Origin of the sequence: Mesorhizobium sp. B2-2-3, from assembly GCF_006442405.1 — a bacterium.
Lineage (GTDB): Bacteria > Pseudomonadota > Alphaproteobacteria > Rhizobiales > Rhizobiaceae > Mesorhizobium.
On sequence record NZ_VFWC01000001.1, the window covers coordinates 117135 to 133168 of the forward strand.

Here is a 16034-nt window from a genome sequence, read left to right on the forward strand (position 1 = left end):
GCCTCAGGCCACGTCGGCGGGTTCGGACTCAGATTGTTCGCCCGAAAGCATCCGGGACAACCGGCTTCCTGCTTTCGCCTTCAGCCGCCGATATTGCCCGACCTCGACGACACGGCCGTTTTCCATCGCCACCACCCAGTCGGCGAACGCGATCATCGATGGCCGGTGCGCGATGGTCAGGATCGTCATCGAGCCGCGCAGCCCGTCGATCGATTGCGCGATCAGTGCCTGGTTTTGCCAGTCGAGCGCGCTGGTCGCCTCATCGAGGATGAGCAGTGACGGCTTGCGCAGCAAGGCGCGCGCCAGCGCGATCCGCTGGCGTTCGCCGCCCGACAACCGCACGCCGCGGTCGCCGACCACCGTTTCCAGCTTGAGGTCGAGCCGTTCGACGAATTCGGCCGCATGGGCCGATCGCAATGCGGCCCACAGTTCATCGTCGCTTGCTTGCTGTGCGGCCAGGCGTAGGTTCGCCGCGATCGTGTCGTGCAGGAGAAACACGTCCTGCGGCACGTAGGCGACCTGGTCGCGCCAGCCCCGGCGATTGGCGGCGTCGATCTCGACGCCATCGACGAGGATCGTGCCGGCTGTCGGCTCGAGCAGGCCGAGCAGCATGTCGGCGATCGTGCTCTTGCCTGATCCCGAAGGGCCGATAAGGGCGGTGACCTTGCCGGCCGGAAGGCCGAAGGTGATGTCGCTCACCACCGTCTTGGCGGCGCCGTCCTCGTAGGCGAAGGAGACGCCGCGAACATTCAGTCCGAAATCGAGCGACAGCTTTCGAGCGTCCTCGATCCCGGCATGGCCAGGTTCCCGCTCGGCGTCGAAACGCATCTGCAGGCTGCGCATCGCGGCATAGGCGGGCAGGTTGATCAGGACCTGCTGCGCCTGCGTCTGCATGTCCATGAAGCGCGGCGCGATGCGCATGAAGACCAGTAGCAGCACCACGATCTCGGCCAGTGAGAGGTCGAAGCGAACCAGCGCAACATAGATGAACAGGCTCAAGCCGATCACGCTCGCCACCTGGAACAGGGCGGTGCCGGTCGAACTGTTGCGCACATAGGCGATGTTGTCGGCCTTCATTCTTTCAAGTGTCGCCTGCAACTGCGCGAAATAGGTCGCCTCGATGTTCAGGCTCTTGGCCACCTTGATGCCGCCGAGGAATTCCGAGACCGTCCGGTATTGATCCTGGCGGTTGGTGGTCAGGACCTGGCCAAAGGCGGTGGCCCGCGACCGGAATGGCCGCAGCGCGAGGAACATCAGCATGCCGATGACCACGGCGAACAGCGTCATGACCGGCGAAATGAACATGGAGATCACGAGATAGCCGGCCAGAAGCACGGCGATCTGCACCAGCATCAGCAGCGAGAAGGCCGCGCCCTGGACGCGGTCTATGTCCCCGGTCAGCGCATGGTCGAGGTCGGAGCCGCGCATGCGCGTGAAGACGCCCCATCGTGCCTTGCCGATGCTTTCGAACAGGTTCATGCGCAGGCGGTTGATGAAATCGAAGAGAAGACTGGCCATGTAGACCGACTTGAAGCGGTTGAAGGCGGCCTGCAGCGCGACCAGCGCCACCAGCATGCACAGCATCGTGGTCAGCTTCAGCGTGCCGTCCGGCACCAGCCAACGCATGAAATCATTGTCGGGCAGCTTGATCGCGAAGTCCTGGCCGGAGCGTCCGACTAGCTGCAACAGCGGAACCAGCAACAGGATGGAGATGCCTTCGGTCAGGCTGCCCATGATCAGGAAGAGCAGTGCCGTCCAGGTCCGCCGCCCGCCTATCTGGGCGATAACGGCGCCGAACCCGGCGATTTCCCGAAACAATGACGGGCGAAGGAGCGATGATTTCGACATCTCCTGCTACCCCTGTCCTGCCATCAAGTCATGCTCGACGAGGCTCACGACCTCGCCGATTCTGTCGAAGCCCGTCGGCACTTCGAGCCTGCACACGCCGACGCGATCGGCGAGCCGCGCGCAATGCCCGAGATGCGCCGCCGCGAAATCGCCGACCAGGGCGGCGCGGCCGAAGCGCGTGACATATGAAAATCTGATCACGGCCGGCAAAGCGGCGATGCCAGGCATGGGCGAGATCTCAGCCTTTCGGCCGCGCTCGAGAATGTAGATGCGGGTCGCCGGAACCCTGTCGCGCGAAAAGGCACTCTGCAAGCGGTGCTGGGCCTTGTTGATGGCCGGATGCACCTGCGGCCGCACTTGTGCCCCTTCAAGCGAAATCGCGGCAGCGGCGTCGGCCGCCAGCTTGATCTGGGGAAAACCCGGCACGATCATCGGCTCGTCCGGATGGCTGAGATCGAGCGCCACGACGTCATCGGTAAGCAGTTCGTGTCCGGCACGGATCATGGCGCTTGCCGTCGTCGATTTGCCGGCGCCCTTGTCGCCCATGAAGATGGCGCTTTTGCCGGCAATCGCGACGGCGCTGGCATGCAGCACGAGCAGGCCGCGCTGGTGCAGGATGAGCGCCATCACCGGTCCCAGCAGCGGGAACGCGATCAGCGCGTCGTCGATGCCGGGCGCCGGCTCGACCTCGATGCGGCAGGCGTCGCTGATCAGGAACGCGGCGACAGCGTGCCATGCCAGATATTGCCGATCCGGTTCGAAGCGGAAAATGGTCGCGGCCTCGGGCGAAGGCTTCGGCATATCGATCGCGCCGACACTGATCACGATATCCGCCGCTGCGGGTTCGGCCGGCTCCAGTTCTGGCAATGTCACCTCGGAAGCGATGGTCAGGCCGTAGGCTCGATAAAAACGGCGCTGTCCGCGCGGCCAGCCTTGCGCGCGCGGGCGGAGGGCCAGCGGCTCGTTCAACGGCGTCATGCGGCACTCCCGGCACGCTGCACCTGCCGCAGCCACAGCGACAGCGACGCCGAGCGCCAGACATACTGGACGTCGAGCGGCGCCGGCCGGTCGGGCCGACTGAGCAGCCGGGCATAGGCAGCCTTCACGGCCGGCAGGTTGATATAGGGCTCGATGCGGCCGGCGTCCGGGCCGAGCACCTGTTCCAGGAGGTCGCGGTGGTTGCGCAGCATGCCGTTGACGAGATTGCCGGTGAAATCGATCTTGTCGCGCCGCCACTGGACCGCCGCCGGCAGCACGTCTTGCATGGCGCGGCGCAGCACGTAGCGGCCAAAACCGCGGCTGAGCTTCTCCTCGCCCGGCAATGCCAGGCAGAACTCGACCAGCGGCTTGTCCCAGAAGGGATAACGAGGTTCGACGCCGAAATTGGCGGCCGCCTTGTCGAGGACTTCGAAAGCATGCGGCACATAGCCGTTGGAAAGAATCCAGCGGTGGGTCAGCGCCTCGCTGGCGCTGACGTCGGGCGGCTTGTAGCCGGCTCGGTGAACCCGCTCGATGAGCTCGGTGCGGCCGGCAAGATCGGCATTGATCAGGTCGCGCCAGCTTCCGCCCTGGGCCGGCTTTCGCAGCCTGTGCAGGAGCCGGTTCGCGGCGTGCCTGAGCCTGGCCACGCGCCAGGCAGGCCCGTAGATGGTCAGGAACTGGAAATACATGCCGAGCATGCCGTCGCCATAGGTGTTGGAAGCGCTGCGGATCTCGCGCCACAGCTCCAGCCACTTGCCTGCATTGGCAAGCTCGTGCAGATGGCCGTGCCCCTGCGATACGACTTCGTCCCCGCCATGGCCGTCGAGAAGCACCTTGACGCCTTTGGCGCCCGCCGTCCTGTATACCTCCCGGGTGAGCGTAAGGCCCGGCGCCAGGAACGTTCCTTCCTGCTCTTCCAGCACCCGTTCGAATTCCGCGAACGGCGCGTAGTTGCCGACCGGGATCAGCGTGCCGTCGACGCGCCCTTGTTCCAGCACCGCGTCTATGAAGGGGGTTTCGTCCATCGCCGAACCGCGTTCGAAAACCAGCGAAAAGGTGGGCAGCCTCGGCTTTTCCTCGGACAGGTTTTGCCGGCCCGCCACGCAGGCGATCGAAGAGGAGTCCAGGCCGCCGCTCAGCATGGCCCCGACCGCCGCGCTTCCGCGCATGCGGTTGCGCACGGACTGCGAGAAGAGGTGGGCGAATTCCTCGGCGGCGTCCGGCCGCATAGGCCGCGACGACGGCTCGATCTGCCAGTATCGCTGCAGCGTCACGCGCTGCCCCGTCACAGTGAGGCTGTGGCGCGCCGGCAGGCGGAAAATATCGGTATAAGGCGTCGCTTGCGGATCGTCTGGCAGCCCTGCCAGGAAACCCGAGATCTGATGTTCGCTGAGGCGGGCGCCGGCCCCGGTGACGCCAAGGATCGGGCCGATCTCGGAGGCAAAGACAAAGCGCTGCCCGTCCGCGTGATAGTAGAACGGTTTGACGCCGAAATGATCGCGCGCGCAAAACAGCACCTGCCGCTCGGCATCCCAGATGGCGAAGGCGAAATCGCCTTGCAGGTGCACGGGACAGGCTTCGCCCCAGCGCAAATAGGCCCGCATCAGGAGCACGGCGTCGGCAACCGATGCGTCGCGGACGCCGAGCCGTGCCGTCAGCTCGTCGCGATTGTCCAGGCGGCAATCCGCGGTGACGGCCAGTTTGCCGCCCGCCATCGTCAGCGGGCCGGGGCCGGCTTCATCGGTCGTGTTGAGCCAGGCGTGGCCGAGCGCGACAGCCTTGTCGGTCCACCACGAACTGCCGTCGCGGGCGCGATGACGCATGCGGGCCAGCATGCGCTGGATATCGGCTGCGGACTCCGGCGCCTCGTGCCCGTGCAGGATACCGGCCACGCCGCTCATCGGTCATTGACCATAGTCGACGAGAGGGACAAACCTGTCTATCGAGCCGCCAAGGACGACATGGTTGCCGCTGATCAGCCAGGCATGCGCCTTCAGCTGCCGGCCGGTGTCGCGCTCGATGCCGATGCGGATCTTCGAGGCGTTGCCCTGGCGGGCGAGAATGTACTGGCCGGCGAGCGCCTGGGTGAGGCAGCTTGCGCGCGGCACCAGGCGGGCCGCGGCGGCAACGCCCCAGGCGACACGGCGCAGTTCTCCCGTGCTGGCGCATTCACGCGCCTCCAGCCGGGTGACGATGCCGCGAAGGCGGTTGTAGGAGAACAGGGTCAGCCCCAGGCGAACGGCCGCGACCACCAGCAGGCAGCGGCAGAGGAACAGCATTTCCGGGCCACTCAGGGAGAGAGCTCGAAGCCGACGCCGCCGGTGCTTCGTCTGGTCGGGACTTTTCTCCGTCGCAGGTTCTTGTCGCAAAACCGTGACCCGCTTTTGCGGAACCTGCCTAGACAGGTTCCTCATGATGCAGCCTCGCAAGTCCGCTATCGGCCAGACCTTTCAACAGTGCGTCGACATCGGCCCTGCAGCGCTCGGCGTCGACATCGTAGCGCGCGAGCACGGCCCGGCGGATTTCGGCAATTGGTTTCGGCTCCTGGATCAACTCCCAGATGAACGTGCCTACCCCGTTGAGGCTGTAGTAGATGTTGGATTTCAGGTTGAGAAGCGCCAGGCCATTGCCGAATTCGCAGGCAACCGCTTCCTTGGTCGCACTTACGCGATCGTGGTCAGATGGGTTCCAGTTCATCCGAAAACCTCGTTTGCTACACACTGTCCGCAATGCGTGCCGACCATTCTGGCGATGAAGAAAAGCCGGGTCAGGCAATGAAGAGAAGCCGGGATTTTCACCCCGACTCCCTTTATGGTTCTTGGATTCCAGAGGCCCAACGTGTCCCTCCAGAATCAGGACAGGCTCAGGAGAACGTCAGGTCGCCAATCGGCGTGTGCGCAGGAAATGCTGCGTCGAGCGCCGTGTTGCCGCCACCGCCCTGAGTGATGGTTTCAATCGAACCATGAACCGTCAGGCTGGGCGTTTCGTACTCCTGCTTTTCAACATTCTGTTCCATTTTACACTCCATCAAGGACTGGAAACGGCCTGTCGATTGCCGGCGGCACTTTCATGCTGCGATGCAATAGCTGCATGGCAGCATTTATGAGTCAAGCCTGATTTACCGCGCATTAATCAATTATGGACTGCGCGCGCAGACACAGTCGTGAGTAACGATCTCAAGCTTTGGCCTTGATCGCCTAGAGATCCCTGCATATGGGCCTAATGCACTAGGTCAGCATAAGAAATTGATTTGCATATATAAACTTTTTAAGCCCTGTCACTTCAAGGCATGGCGACAATAATGCCGTAGCGCCGGGTCTCCCGGTAGGTTTGCTACGGAACGCCGAAAAGGCCACTCGTCCCTTGTGGTCCAGCAGTTCTCCTCATCGTTCGCCCGAGCCGGTTTCGATAAACGTCGGGGCCGGATTTTTGCGCTGCAAAAGGAAAAACTGGACGGCGCAAAAGTTTTTGGCGATGCTTTGCTTCGCACCTGCAGCATAGGCGTCGCGCCGATCGCTTCTGGAGAACCGTGCGCCCGATGGCCCTGACCGAACGTTCATATGAGCGACTGCGCGCCGCCGTTTGCGCCAGCGAGATCGCCTATGTGCAGGCCTGTCTGCGGCTGTTCTTCGCGGCGCGATCCGGCGCCGCGCCCGGCGATGCCTCCGGCCTCTCCGTAACCAATGTCACCGACATAGCCAGGTTGAACAAGGTCGCGACCTTTATCCTCAAGGTGCTGTCGAGCGCACCCGCGAATGGGCCGCCGGCCCAGCTCTCCCAATGGCTCGACGCCTACCGCCGGAAGACCGTTTCGATGAACGCGTCCTGCATCATGGATTCGATGGCGATCCAGGCGGCGCTGCGCGACAGGCAAATCGATTTCGTTTTCCTGAAAGGTCCCTTCCAGCAGCATCTGCTTTACGACGATCATTTCATGAAGCCTTCGGGCGATGTCGACATATTGGTGGCGCCGGCCGGGTTTTTCAGGGCGCGCGAGGCGCTCCGCTCGATCGGATACGAGATCGCCGGCAAGTCGCGCTCCGTCTGGTGGGTCCGTTTCCTCGGCGAACAGCACATGATCCGCGGCGACGGGCCGACGCAATCCACTGTCGATCTGCATTATCGGCTCCAGCAACCCGGCTCGCCCAGCCCGCGCGACGCGGATGGCTTCCTGCGGCGCAAACGGCAGGTCGAGATCACCGGCGTCGAGGTGCCGTTCACATCGGCGGCCGACACTCTGCTGTTGTCCTGCATCAGCGTCGCCAAGGCGCTTTTTAACCGGGAACCCTGCGCCGGTTACGTCTGCGACGTGCGCGCCAGCGCCGACCGCCTGGACGAAGCCGAGCAGCAGCGCCTGCTCGATGCCGCCGCGGCGCAGGGGCTGGACGACACGCTGCTGCTTGGCCTGCGCGCCGCCGACGTGCTCCTCGGCGGCGCCGACACGCTCCTGTCGCAGCGCGCCGCGCGGATGCTGTCGCGTATCGGCAATGAGGACCTGCTCAACATGGTCATCGCGCCATGGCTGTCATCCCTGCGCTGGCCGCAGCGGCGCACCGTGTTGTGGGAGCTGTGCGGTCGTGCGCCGGTCCGCTATCTGGCGGAAGCCGGCTGGGCGGCATCGGCCGACATCAGCCGCCGCATCTTCGAACGGCAGGGCAGCCCGTGACGGGAAGCCTGTCGGGCATCGAACACGTACAGGGCGAGGGCAGAATGGAACCTGTGCAAGAGGCAAATTCATGTCGATGACGGAATCAAAGGTCTGCGTGATCATCGCGGCCCGAAACGCGGCGCGAACAATCGCGGTCGCCATCGCGTCCGCGCTGCGCGAACCGGAGGTGGCCGAAGTCGTCGTCGTCGATGACGCCTCCACCGATGACACGGCCCAAGTCGCCCGCGCCGCCGATGACGGCAGCGACCGGCTCGCGGTGATCCGTCTCGACGTCAATCGCGGCCCCTCCTTCGCCCGCAACGCCGCCATCGCCGCCTCGCAATCGCCGTTCATCGCCATTCTGGACGCCGACGACTTCTTTCTCGCGGGCAGATTTCACAATCTGTTTGCCGGCGCGGACTGGGATTTCGCGGCCGACAACATCATGCTCATCAGGGACGACGCCTTGAGCGATGTCACCCAGATCGTCGCACCGCAGTTCGCGGCCGAGCCGGAATTCCTCGACCTGGAGCGCTTCGTCGAAGGCAACATCTCCAGGCGCAACGTGCGCAGAGGCGAACTCGGTTTCCTCAAGCCGGTGATCAGCCGCGCTTTTCTCGACAGGCACGGCTTGCGCTATGACGAGAGCTTGCGTCTGGGCGAGGATTACGAACTCTACGCGCGCGCGGTCGCCAGCGGCGCGCGCTTCAAGGTCATCCGCTCCTGCGGTTACGGCGCCATCGTGCGGGCCGATTCGCTGAGCGGCCGCCACAAGACGCAGGACCTGAAGCGTCTGGCCGACGCCGACCTGGCGCTGCTGGCGATCGACAGCCTGCCTGAGGGTTCCAAAGCGGTGCTGCGCCGCCACGAGCGCCACGTGCGCGACAAATACCGGCTGCGCAATTTCCTCGACGTCAAGGCCGAGCGGGGCCTGGCGTCGGCCGCGGCCTATGCCTTCGCAAGCCAATCCAACCTGGTTCCCATCGTCCAGGGCGTGGCGTCCGACAAGCTCGAGGCGCTGTTTCGCCGCGTCGGGTTTGCCTCCCGTCGTCAACATGTGCCGCCAATGCGTTTTCTCATGGCCGGCACCAGCACGGGCAAGCAGCCTTGAATGCGGGCCTCCGGCCGCGCTCTTGCCAGCCCGTCGCGCAAAGCATTTCCGGCGGATTTATGAGTTTACGAATTGGGTGGTTGCCTAGCCGGCCGGAGGATGGCAGTCTATGTTGCGGTGCAGCAATTAGGATGGCCAATGAACCGGCCTCCGATCGGACTGCCCGATATTGAACCGGTAAGGGGCCCGGCCGACGGTCGGACCACCACAGGACTTTGAACGCATGGCCTCGATATTCGGCTTCAGATCAAGGAATCCGGCCCGCGACCGCCAGACCGACATCTCGCGCCTCGACCGCCTGGCGAAGCTGTTCGAGCAGATCGCGGCCGAGATCGAGGCCGAGCGAAACGGGCTGGAGAATCGCTACAAGGCGACGGCCACCAACGCCGCCTTTCTGGTCGAGGCCATGGAGAACGGCTCGGCGTCTGCGCGCCGTTCCGCCGAGGTCGATGAATTGACGACGTCGATCCTGAATTGCGAGCGCCGCATCGCGGCGCTGTCGCGCCAGAACGGCATGGTCCGGGAGCTTCGTCATTCGCTGGATATGGTTTTCGATGAGGACGGGTCGTCCGATATGACGGCCAGCGAGGGGCTCGCCAAACCGGCAGGCGCCGGCAGAGGGTGAAGGCTGAAGGGTGGATTTGGCGCGAGGCGAGAAGGCAGCTTGGGGAGGGGCTGACGAGAGAAAGAAAGCGCCGTTTGGCAACGGCTCGAATGGCTACTTTGGGTTGGGGATGCACAGCGCAAAGGTTGAGTTTCGTATGAATGCGGATCCGAGAACCACGTTCACCGTCGCAGTTCGCGGCATATCGTCAACGCGCCAGGCCAGGCAAGCCCGCCCGGGCGGTTCCACCGGACGCAGGGCTGCCCTGGTCGCGCTGGCCGCTCTCGCTGGCCTGTTCGCCGGGCCGGCGCCATCCTGGTCGCAGGATCTGAAGTCGGCGCCCTCATTCGTCGATGATTTCACCAGCTTCAACCGCCAGCGCTGGTATGTCTCCGATGGCTGGACGAATGGCGGCCATCAGAATTGCACCTGGGCGAAGGGGCAGGTCAGCCTGGCGGACGGCGTGCTGTCATTGGGTTTCGAGAAGCAGAAGACGAAGGATCGCGACTACGCTTGCGGCGAAATCCAGACCAAGCAGCGATTCGGCTATGGCACCTACGAGGCGCGCATGAAAACCGACACCGGTCCCGGCCTCAACGCGGCTTTCTTCTCCTATATCGGCCCGTCGGACAAGCAGCCCTGGGACGAGATCGACTTCGAGATCCTGACCAAGGACACGTCCAAGGTGCAGGTCAATGCCTACATCGCCGGCAAGGGCAAGAACGAGAAGCTGGTCGACGTGCCGGGCGGCACGGAAAAGGCCTTCAACGACTACGCCTTCGTCTGGCAGAAGGACAGTTTGCGCTGGTACGTCAACGGCCAACTGGTGAACACCATCACCGATCCGGCAAAGCTGCCCAGCCATGCTCAGAAGATCTTCTTCAGCCTCTGGGGCAGCGATACGATGACCGGATGGTTGGGCGCATTCGCCGATCCCGGACGCAAGCTTTCGCTGCAGATCGAGCGCGTCGCCTTCACCGCGCAGGGCGAACCCTGCCAGTTTCCGGAATCGCTGGCATGCAGCGTAAAATAGAACCTATTGGAAAAGTCGATTTGAACCGGCCGGGCCGAACACGGTCCGCTGCCCTGGACAGGAACAAAACAGAATGAATTTGACGGTGTTTGGTATCGGCTATGTCGGTCTCGTGCAGGCTGCTGTGCTTGCCGAAGTGGGCCACCAGGTCGTCTGCGTCGACATCGACGCGAACAAGGTCGAGCGGCTCAATCAAGGTCTCGTCCCGATTTTCGAGCCGGGCCTGGAAAGCATCGTGAGGGAGAACCATGCCGCCGGCCGCATCAAGTTCACCACCGACGCGGCCGCCGCCGTCAGGCATGGTGAAATCCAGATGATCGCGGTCGGCACGCCTCCCGGCGAGGATGGCTCGGCCGATCTCAAATATGTGCTGGCGGTCGCCGAGGCGATCGGCCGGGAAATGGATGCGCCCAAGATCGTCGTCGGCAAGTCGACCGTGCCGGTCGGCACCTGCGAGAAGATCAAGGCCAGGATCGCCGAAACGCTGAAGAAAAGAGGCCGCGAGGACCTGACCTTCGACGTCGCTTCCAATCCGGAATTCCTCAAGGAAGGGTCCGCCGTCGCCGATTGCATGAGGCCGGACCGCATCATCGTCGGCACATCGAGCGAGGACACCGAGGCGGTGATGCGTGAGCTCTACGCCCCCTTCAACCGCAACCACGAGAAGATGATCGTGATGGATGTGCGCAGCGCCGAATTCACCAAATACGCGGCCAATTGCATGCTCGCCACCAAGATCAGCTTCATGAACGAAATGGCGAATCTGGCCGAACAGCTCGGCGCCGACATCGAGGAGGTGCGCAAGGGCATCGGCAGCGATCCGCGCATCGGCTACCACTTCATTTATCCGGGCCTCGGCTATGGCGGCTCCTGCTTTCCCAAGGACGTGCGCGCCCTGATCAAGACCGCCGAAGGCGTCAAGTTCGACGCCAAGCTGCTGCGCGCCGTCGAGGAGCGCAACAACGAGCAGAAGTCCGTGCTGTTCGACAAGGTGAACCGCTATTTCAAGGGCAACCTCAAGGGCAAGACCTTCGCGCTCTGGGGCCTGGCTTTCAAGCCCAACACCGACGACATGCGCGAGGCGCCCGCCCGCACGCTGATGGAGGCACTCTGGAACGTCGGCGCCACCGTGCAGGCCTATGATCCCGAGGCGATGCAGGAATGCCAGGCCATCTATGGGCTGCGCGACGACCTGCTTCTGTGCGGCACCAAGGAAGCGGCGCTGCGCGGCGCCGATGCGCTGCTGATCGCCACCGAGTGGAAGAGTTTTCGCGCGCCGTCCTTCGACGCGCTGAAGGACGCGCTGACCACGCCGATCATCTTCGACGGCCGCAACCTCTATGATCCCAAGGTCATCGCCCGCCACGGCATCGAATATCACTCGATCGGCAGGATGGCGGCATGAGACCGGGTTTGGGCAATCCAATGTGGGATCGCCGCGGCCGGCCGGTGTGCTTGCCATGACGAACGCACAAGACCCGGAAAGGAGTTGCGGCTGATGGTGCTGGACGTAAAGCCGGAGCAGATCACCAAGGACCACTTCGACGTTGTCGCGATCGGTTCCGGTTTCGGTTCGGCCTTCTTCCTGCACGAATTCACGAAGCGGCGTAAGGCGCGCATCCTGCTCCTGGAATGGGGCCGGCACAACACGCATGAATGGCAGCTCAAGCAGAACGTCAACACCGACATCGAGGACGAGTCGACCTACAAGACCAATTCCGACAAGCCCTGGAACTACACGATCGGGCTGGGCGGCGGCACCAACTGCTGGTTCGCGCAGACGCCGAGGTTCCATCCCAACGACTTCAGGCTGAAAAGCACTTACGGCATCGGCAATGACTGGCCGATCAGCTATGACGACGTCGAGCCGTTCTATTGCGACGCCGAAGACATCATGTCGATCTCGGGCGATCCCGACATGGCGGCGATGCTGCCGCGCTCGAAGCCCTTTCCGCAGCCGCCGCACCGCATGTCGACGCCCGACCGGATGATGAAGGCGGCGCAGCCAGGCCAGCATTTCGTTATGCCCACCGCGCGCGCCCGCGTGCCGACCGCGCAGCGCACCTCGTGCTGCGCCAACCTCAGATGCTGGCTATGCCCGGTCGACGCCAAGTTCACCGCCAACAATGGCCTGATGCATGTCTTCGAGCATCCCGACGTGTCGGTCTGCCTCGGTTCGGAAGTGCGCAGGCTCGATCATGTCGGCGGGACGGTCCGCTCGGTCACCTTCGTCCATGGCGGCAAGGAATATCAGGTCAGCGGCGACCTCTTCATTCTCGGCGCCAATGCCATCCAGAGCGCGGCGATCATGCTGCGGTCCGGCCTGGGAGGCGAATTCGTCGGCCGCGGCCTGCATGAATCCTATGGCTGGAATTTCGAGGTCTATCTCGACGGTGTCGACAATTTCGACGGCAGCACCATCACCACCGGCTTGAATTTCGGCCTCTATGACGGTCCGCACCGGTCCGAGCACGCCGCGGCGCTGGTCTATTTCGAGAACCGCTGGCAACACGGCATGCGCGCCGAGAAGGGGCGGTTGCGCCAGGCGCTGCCGCTCGTCGTGGTGACCGAGAACCTGCTCGACCATGAGAATTTCGTCACGCTCGACGAGGACGACAACGCCTTCGTCAGCTTCAAGGCGCCGTCGGACTACGCAGTCAAGGGCATGGCGCGGGCGCTGGAGAAACTGCCCGGGCTGCTCGCCCCGCTGCCGGTCGAACAGCTTTTCGATCGCGGCATCCGGCCAACCGAATCGCATGTCCAGGGTACGCTCCGGATGGGAACGGGCCCGGCCGATTCGGTGGTCGACAGCGGCATGATTCATCACCAGCTCAGGAACCTGGTCGTGGTCGGCACCAGCACATATCCGAGCTGTTCATGCGCCAATCCGAGCCTGACCGCGGCAGCGCTGTCCCTGCGGGCGGCGAGCCGGATGGCGTGAGAGGAGCAAACCAGATGATAGAGATCTCGCGACGCTCCGCACTGGCCGTCATGGCGGGCGGGGTGGTGTCGACCGGCATTGCCTACGCGGCAGTATCCTCGTTTTCGGATGAGGATCTGGTGCGCGTCACGCTCGAGAAATATTTCGGCAAGCTCAACATGCGCATCGAGCATTTGCAGCAGTTCGCCCTGGCGTTCCGCGACAGGAACCCGTGGATATTCCCGAGCAAGAAACTCAGCGACGCCGTCACCTTGCTCGAGGAGACAAGGCTGGGCAAAGCCCGCGCTCTGCTGCCGGAGCAGAAGAAGCAGGACCTCCTGCATTTCGACCGCTGGCTGATCGCCGAATTCCACATGCTGACCGACTACGCCTGGCGCAGTTCGCCGGGCGATCCGATCCGGTTCACCGGATGGCAGCCATGCACCAATCCGTTCGCCAATCTCGAGCAACAGAGTGCCTGAGGCGGTGCCGGAGCAAGCTCTCGGGCCACATTGAACGAAACGCGAAAGAACCAGGAGCCAGGACCATGAAAGTTCTTTTTGCAGGCGGAAACGGATACACGCCCGAATTCAGCGGCGGCGTCCAGTCGAGCACCCATCATCTGGCGGAACAGTTGATCGAGCACGGCCATGAGGCGGCCGTACTGGCCGCCCTGTTCGGCGACGGTGTCTTCGGCTTCAAGGCGCGCGCCAAGATGAAGCTGCTGCGTCAGCCGGCGGTCATCGACAGTTTTCCCGGCTATCCGGTGGTGCGGGCTTGGTTTCCCTGGAAGGCGGCCGACTTTGCCGTCCGCAGATTGAAGCCGGACGTGGCCGTCGTCCAATGCCACAAGTCGGTTCCGGTGGGCAAGGCGCTGCAGGCCGAAGGCGTGCCGCTGGTCGTCTATCTCAGGAACGTCGAGTTCCATGAGCTGGGCGGCGATCTGCGCGAGTTGCATTCGGCGCTCTACATCGCCAATTCGCAATTCACCGCGCGCGCCTACAAACAGAAGTTCGGCATCGATGCGGCGGTGCTGCCGCCGACCATCAATGCCGCCCTCTACAGCACGCCGACCACGGGCCAGTTCGTCACCTTGATCAATCCGTACGAGGAGAAAGGCTTCGAGCTCGCCGTGCGCATCGCCGGCGCCTGCCCCGAGATTCCGTTCCTGTTCGTGGAGAGCTGGAAGCTTGCCGACGATCATCGCGCCCGCATCGAGAAAACCATCGCCCCGTTCTCCAACATCAGGCTGGAGAACCGCACCGGCGACATGAAGACCGTCTATGGCCGCACCAGGATCCTGCTGGCGCCCAGCAAATGGGAAGAGGCCTGGGGCCGTGTGGCCTCGGAAGCCCATTGCAGCGGCATTCCCGTCATCGGCTCGCGGCGCGGCGGGCTGCCCGAAGCGATCGGCCCGGGCGGCGTGGTGCTGGATTACGATGCGCCGCTCGCCGACTGGATCGCGGCTGTCAGGCTGCTGTGGAACGACCGCCAGGAATATGACCGGCTCTCGGCCACGGCGCGCAGCTTCTCCGAGCGTCCGGAGCTCGATCCGGACCGCCAGTTCCTCACCTTCTTTTCCATACTGGACAAGGCCACACAGCAGCGTTCGCGACAGGCGGCGTAGCCAGGGCTCAGGCTGGCACCGGACCTGGCAGCCCTGTAATAGGAATTTTTTCTTGACAGGGTGAAGGCAGCTATGGTAGATTTTTGGGCATGGTGCTGAGTTGCGCCGGAAACCCGCCGCACAGGCGGGTTTTTCGTTTGATGCTTCTCGACCGGCACGCCGGCGAAACACTCCGAAGGAACCCGTTAATCTGGATTCGCAGCCTTGGCGGATCAGGCCAGGCGCTTGACCCGGCTTTTCAGCGTCTCGTAGCCGCGGGCGCCGAGCAGGGCGCGGGCAAGGGCCTTGGCGGCGCCCTTGCGGCCTTCCTGTGACTTGGCCTGTCGCAACCTGGCCGGCAGGTTGCGCGCCGCCTGGCCGAGCGCCGGGAGCGACAGAGCGTTGGGAAAGCTGACCATGTGCGTTTCGACGCACAGCACCGGTTTGCCCGACAGCTCGGTGATCCTCAGCGCCTGCTCGTGCTCGCTCTCGATGAACAGGATGGCATCGGATTTGCGGTAGAATTCGGCCTTGAAACTGCCATGCGCGCCAAGCCGCTGACGCTCCGCCTTGCTCGGCAGGTCGAGCATGATCAGATGATCGTACTTGATCTCGTGCTTGGCCAGCCATGCCTCGGTCAGCGCGCGGTATTTCTCCAGCCGGCTGGTCACCAGCCAGCCGATCTTGCGGGTCGCGGTGTGGAGCGGCCGCGCTTCGCTGAGGAATTTCTCGTAGGCCGGACCGTCGTCGTTTTCCGCCTCGGTCGGATCGAGGCACAGCACCCCGTCTATGTCGACGCAGCATTGCGCCAGGAATTTGTGATGCATGAAGTTCCACTGGAACATGCGCGGATGCGGCACGACCTCGAAGACGACATCGGTCTCGGCATGCTGCGGCTCAAGCCCGAACACGGCGGCAAAGGTGTAGTCGGCCTCGATGCCGGCACCCTCTATGCGGGCGCGGGCGTCGCGCATGGCGTTGCCGCCGGAGACGCTGTCGTCGATCACCAGCACCTTGCGCATTTCCGCGACCTTGCGGTCGAGCACCGCACGGCGCTTGGTGATGCCCGATGTGTAGACGCGACCCTCGAGGAAGGAGTCCAGGTCGGTCATAGGTATGTTCGCTGCGAGACTGACCAGCGTCGCTGCCAGCACGCCGCTTCTGGGGACGCCGACCACCAGGTCGATGTCGCGCGGCAACCGGTGAAGGTTGCTGACGATCGCGTCGTTCATGTCTGAGATCGATCGGTAATGCATGGATCAGGCCTGATGCTCGGGTGAACG

Annotated in this window: 15 protein-coding genes; 8 read left to right on the forward strand and 7 right to left on the reverse strand. The window is 63.7% G+C overall.

Going from position 1 to position 16034, the window contains the following annotated elements; translation table 11 throughout:
* Nucleotides 1–3: 3 nt before the first annotated feature.
* The 6 genes from FJ951_RS00530 to FJ951_RS00555 all read right to left on the reverse strand — a co-directional run bounded on the left by FJ951_RS00530 (nucleotide 4) and on the right by FJ951_RS00555 (nucleotide 5845).
* Nucleotides 4–1848: an ABC transporter ATP-binding protein gene (locus FJ951_RS00530; protein WP_140512916.1), complete on the reverse strand. Its 1845-nt coding sequence runs from the start codon at nucleotides 1846–1848 to the stop codon at nucleotides 4–6.
* A 6-nt stretch (nucleotides 1849–1854) separates the two neighbouring features.
* Nucleotides 1855–2826 carry a serine kinase gene (locus FJ951_RS00535; protein WP_140512918.1) on the reverse strand — a complete coding sequence of 324 codons (972 nt, stop codon included), beginning with the start codon at nucleotides 2824–2826 and terminating at the stop codon, nucleotides 1855–1857.
* Nucleotides 2823–4730 (reverse strand): lasso peptide isopeptide bond-forming cyclase, encoded by a 1908-nt coding sequence (locus tag FJ951_RS00540; protein ID WP_140512920.1) that lies wholly within the window; start codon nucleotides 4728–4730, stop codon nucleotides 2823–2825. Before FJ951_RS00540 ends, FJ951_RS00535 begins: the two co-directional genes overlap by 4 nt.
* A gap of 3 nt (nucleotides 4731–4733) precedes the next feature.
* Nucleotides 4734–5108 carry a lasso peptide biosynthesis B2 protein gene (locus FJ951_RS00545; RefSeq protein ID WP_224618327.1) on the reverse strand — a complete coding sequence of 125 codons (375 nt, stop codon included), beginning with the start codon at nucleotides 5106–5108 and terminating at the stop codon, nucleotides 4734–4736.
* A gap of 118 nt (nucleotides 5109–5226) precedes the next feature.
* The gene (locus FJ951_RS00550; protein ID WP_140497191.1) at nucleotides 5227–5526 is read right to left on the reverse strand and encodes a PqqD family protein; all 300 of its coding nucleotides are present in this window, start codon (nucleotides 5524–5526) and stop codon (nucleotides 5227–5229) included.
* A 166-nt stretch (nucleotides 5527–5692) separates the two neighbouring features.
* The gene (locus FJ951_RS00555) at nucleotides 5693–5845 is read right to left on the reverse strand and encodes a lasso peptide (protein WP_140497189.1); all 153 of its coding nucleotides are present in this window, start codon (nucleotides 5843–5845) and stop codon (nucleotides 5693–5695) included.
* A gap of 522 nt (nucleotides 5846–6367) precedes the next feature.
* On the opposite strand from FJ951_RS00555, the gene FJ951_RS00560 reads away from it, so the two are divergent.
* From FJ951_RS00560 to FJ951_RS00595, 8 genes are all read left to right on the forward strand, one after another.
* On the forward strand, nucleotides 6368–7495 hold the full coding sequence (locus tag FJ951_RS00560; RefSeq protein ID WP_140512922.1) for a nucleotidyltransferase family protein: 1128 nt from the start codon (nucleotides 6368–6370) through the stop codon (nucleotides 7493–7495).
* A 70-nt stretch (nucleotides 7496–7565) separates the two neighbouring features.
* Entirely contained in the window at nucleotides 7566–8588 is a 1023-nt protein-coding gene (locus FJ951_RS00565) for a glycosyltransferase (RefSeq protein WP_140512925.1), read from the forward strand.
* 223 nt (nucleotides 8589–8811) lie between these two features.
* Complete coding sequence (locus tag FJ951_RS00570) at nucleotides 8812–9213, forward strand: hypothetical protein (protein ID WP_140512927.1); 402 nt, start codon at nucleotides 8812–8814, stop codon at nucleotides 9211–9213.
* 136 nt (nucleotides 9214–9349) lie between these two features.
* Entirely contained in the window at nucleotides 9350–10225 is an 876-nt protein-coding gene (locus FJ951_RS00575; RefSeq protein WP_140497181.1) for a family 16 glycosylhydrolase, read from the forward strand.
* Nucleotides 10226–10298: 73 nt separating this feature from the next.
* The gene (locus FJ951_RS00580; protein WP_140497179.1) at nucleotides 10299–11630 is read left to right on the forward strand and encodes a UDP-glucose/GDP-mannose dehydrogenase family protein; all 1332 of its coding nucleotides are present in this window, start codon (nucleotides 10299–10301) and stop codon (nucleotides 11628–11630) included.
* Nucleotides 11631–11723: 93 nt separating this feature from the next.
* Nucleotides 11724–13166, forward strand: a complete 1443-nt coding sequence (locus FJ951_RS00585) for a GMC family oxidoreductase (RefSeq protein WP_140512929.1) — start codon at nucleotides 11724–11726, stop codon at nucleotides 13164–13166.
* A 14-nt stretch (nucleotides 13167–13180) separates the two neighbouring features.
* Nucleotides 13181–13627, forward strand: a complete 447-nt coding sequence (locus FJ951_RS00590; RefSeq protein WP_140512931.1) for a hypothetical protein — start codon at nucleotides 13181–13183, stop codon at nucleotides 13625–13627.
* A 65-nt stretch (nucleotides 13628–13692) separates the two neighbouring features.
* On the forward strand, nucleotides 13693–14772 hold the full coding sequence (locus FJ951_RS00595) for a glycosyltransferase (protein ID WP_140512933.1): 1080 nt from the start codon (nucleotides 13693–13695) through the stop codon (nucleotides 14770–14772).
* A 212-nt stretch (nucleotides 14773–14984) separates the two neighbouring features.
* Here FJ951_RS00595 and FJ951_RS00600 read toward each other — a convergent pair whose 3' ends face one another.
* A complete protein-coding gene (locus FJ951_RS00600) occupies nucleotides 14985–16007 on the reverse strand; it encodes a phosphoribosyltransferase family protein (protein ID WP_140497171.1) in 1023 nt (340 codons plus the stop codon).
* Nucleotides 16008–16034 lie beyond the last annotated feature (27 nt).

Excerpts from the sequence above, each read along its gene's own strand:
- FJ951_RS00580 (WP_140497179.1), top strand. The coding sequence starts at position 10,299 with ATGAATTTGACGGTGTTTGGTATCGGCTATGTCGGTCTCGTGCAGGCT.
- FJ951_RS00540 (WP_140512920.1), bottom strand. The coding sequence starts at position 4,730 with ATGAGCGGCGTGGCCGGTATCCTGCACGGGCACGAGGCGCCGGAGTCC.
- FJ951_RS00575 (WP_140497181.1), top strand. The coding sequence starts at position 9,350 with ATGAATGCGGATCCGAGAACCACGTTCACCGTCGCAGTTCGCGGCATA.
- FJ951_RS00550 (WP_140497191.1), bottom strand. The coding sequence starts at position 5,526 with ATGAACTGGAACCCATCTGACCACGATCGCGTAAGTGCGACCAAGGAA.
- FJ951_RS00570 (WP_140512927.1), top strand. The coding sequence starts at position 8,812 with ATGGCCTCGATATTCGGCTTCAGATCAAGGAATCCGGCCCGCGACCGC.
- FJ951_RS00595 (WP_140512933.1), top strand. The coding sequence starts at position 13,693 with ATGAAAGTTCTTTTTGCAGGCGGAAACGGATACACGCCCGAATTCAGC.
- FJ951_RS00590 (WP_140512931.1), top strand. The coding sequence starts at position 13,181 with ATGATAGAGATCTCGCGACGCTCCGCACTGGCCGTCATGGCGGGCGGG.
- FJ951_RS00530 (WP_140512916.1), bottom strand. The coding sequence starts at position 1,848 with ATGTCGAAATCATCGCTCCTTCGCCCGTCATTGTTTCGGGAAATCGCC.
- FJ951_RS00585 (WP_140512929.1), top strand. The coding sequence starts at position 11,724 with ATGGTGCTGGACGTAAAGCCGGAGCAGATCACCAAGGACCACTTCGAC.
- FJ951_RS00565 (WP_140512925.1), top strand. The coding sequence starts at position 7,566 with ATGTCGATGACGGAATCAAAGGTCTGCGTGATCATCGCGGCCCGAAAC.
- FJ951_RS00545 (WP_224618327.1), bottom strand. The coding sequence starts at position 5,108 with ATGCTGTTCCTCTGCCGCTGCCTGCTGGTGGTCGCGGCCGTTCGCCTG.
- FJ951_RS00600 (WP_140497171.1), bottom strand. The coding sequence starts at position 16,007 with ATGCATTACCGATCGATCTCAGACATGAACGACGCGATCGTCAGCAAC.
- FJ951_RS00555 (WP_140497189.1), bottom strand. The coding sequence starts at position 5,845 with ATGGAACAGAATGTTGAAAAGCAGGAGTACGAAACGCCCAGCCTGACG.
- FJ951_RS00535 (WP_140512918.1), bottom strand. The coding sequence starts at position 2,826 with ATGACGCCGTTGAACGAGCCGCTGGCCCTCCGCCCGCGCGCGCAAGGC.
- FJ951_RS00560 (WP_140512922.1), top strand. The coding sequence starts at position 6,368 with ATGGCCCTGACCGAACGTTCATATGAGCGACTGCGCGCCGCCGTTTGC.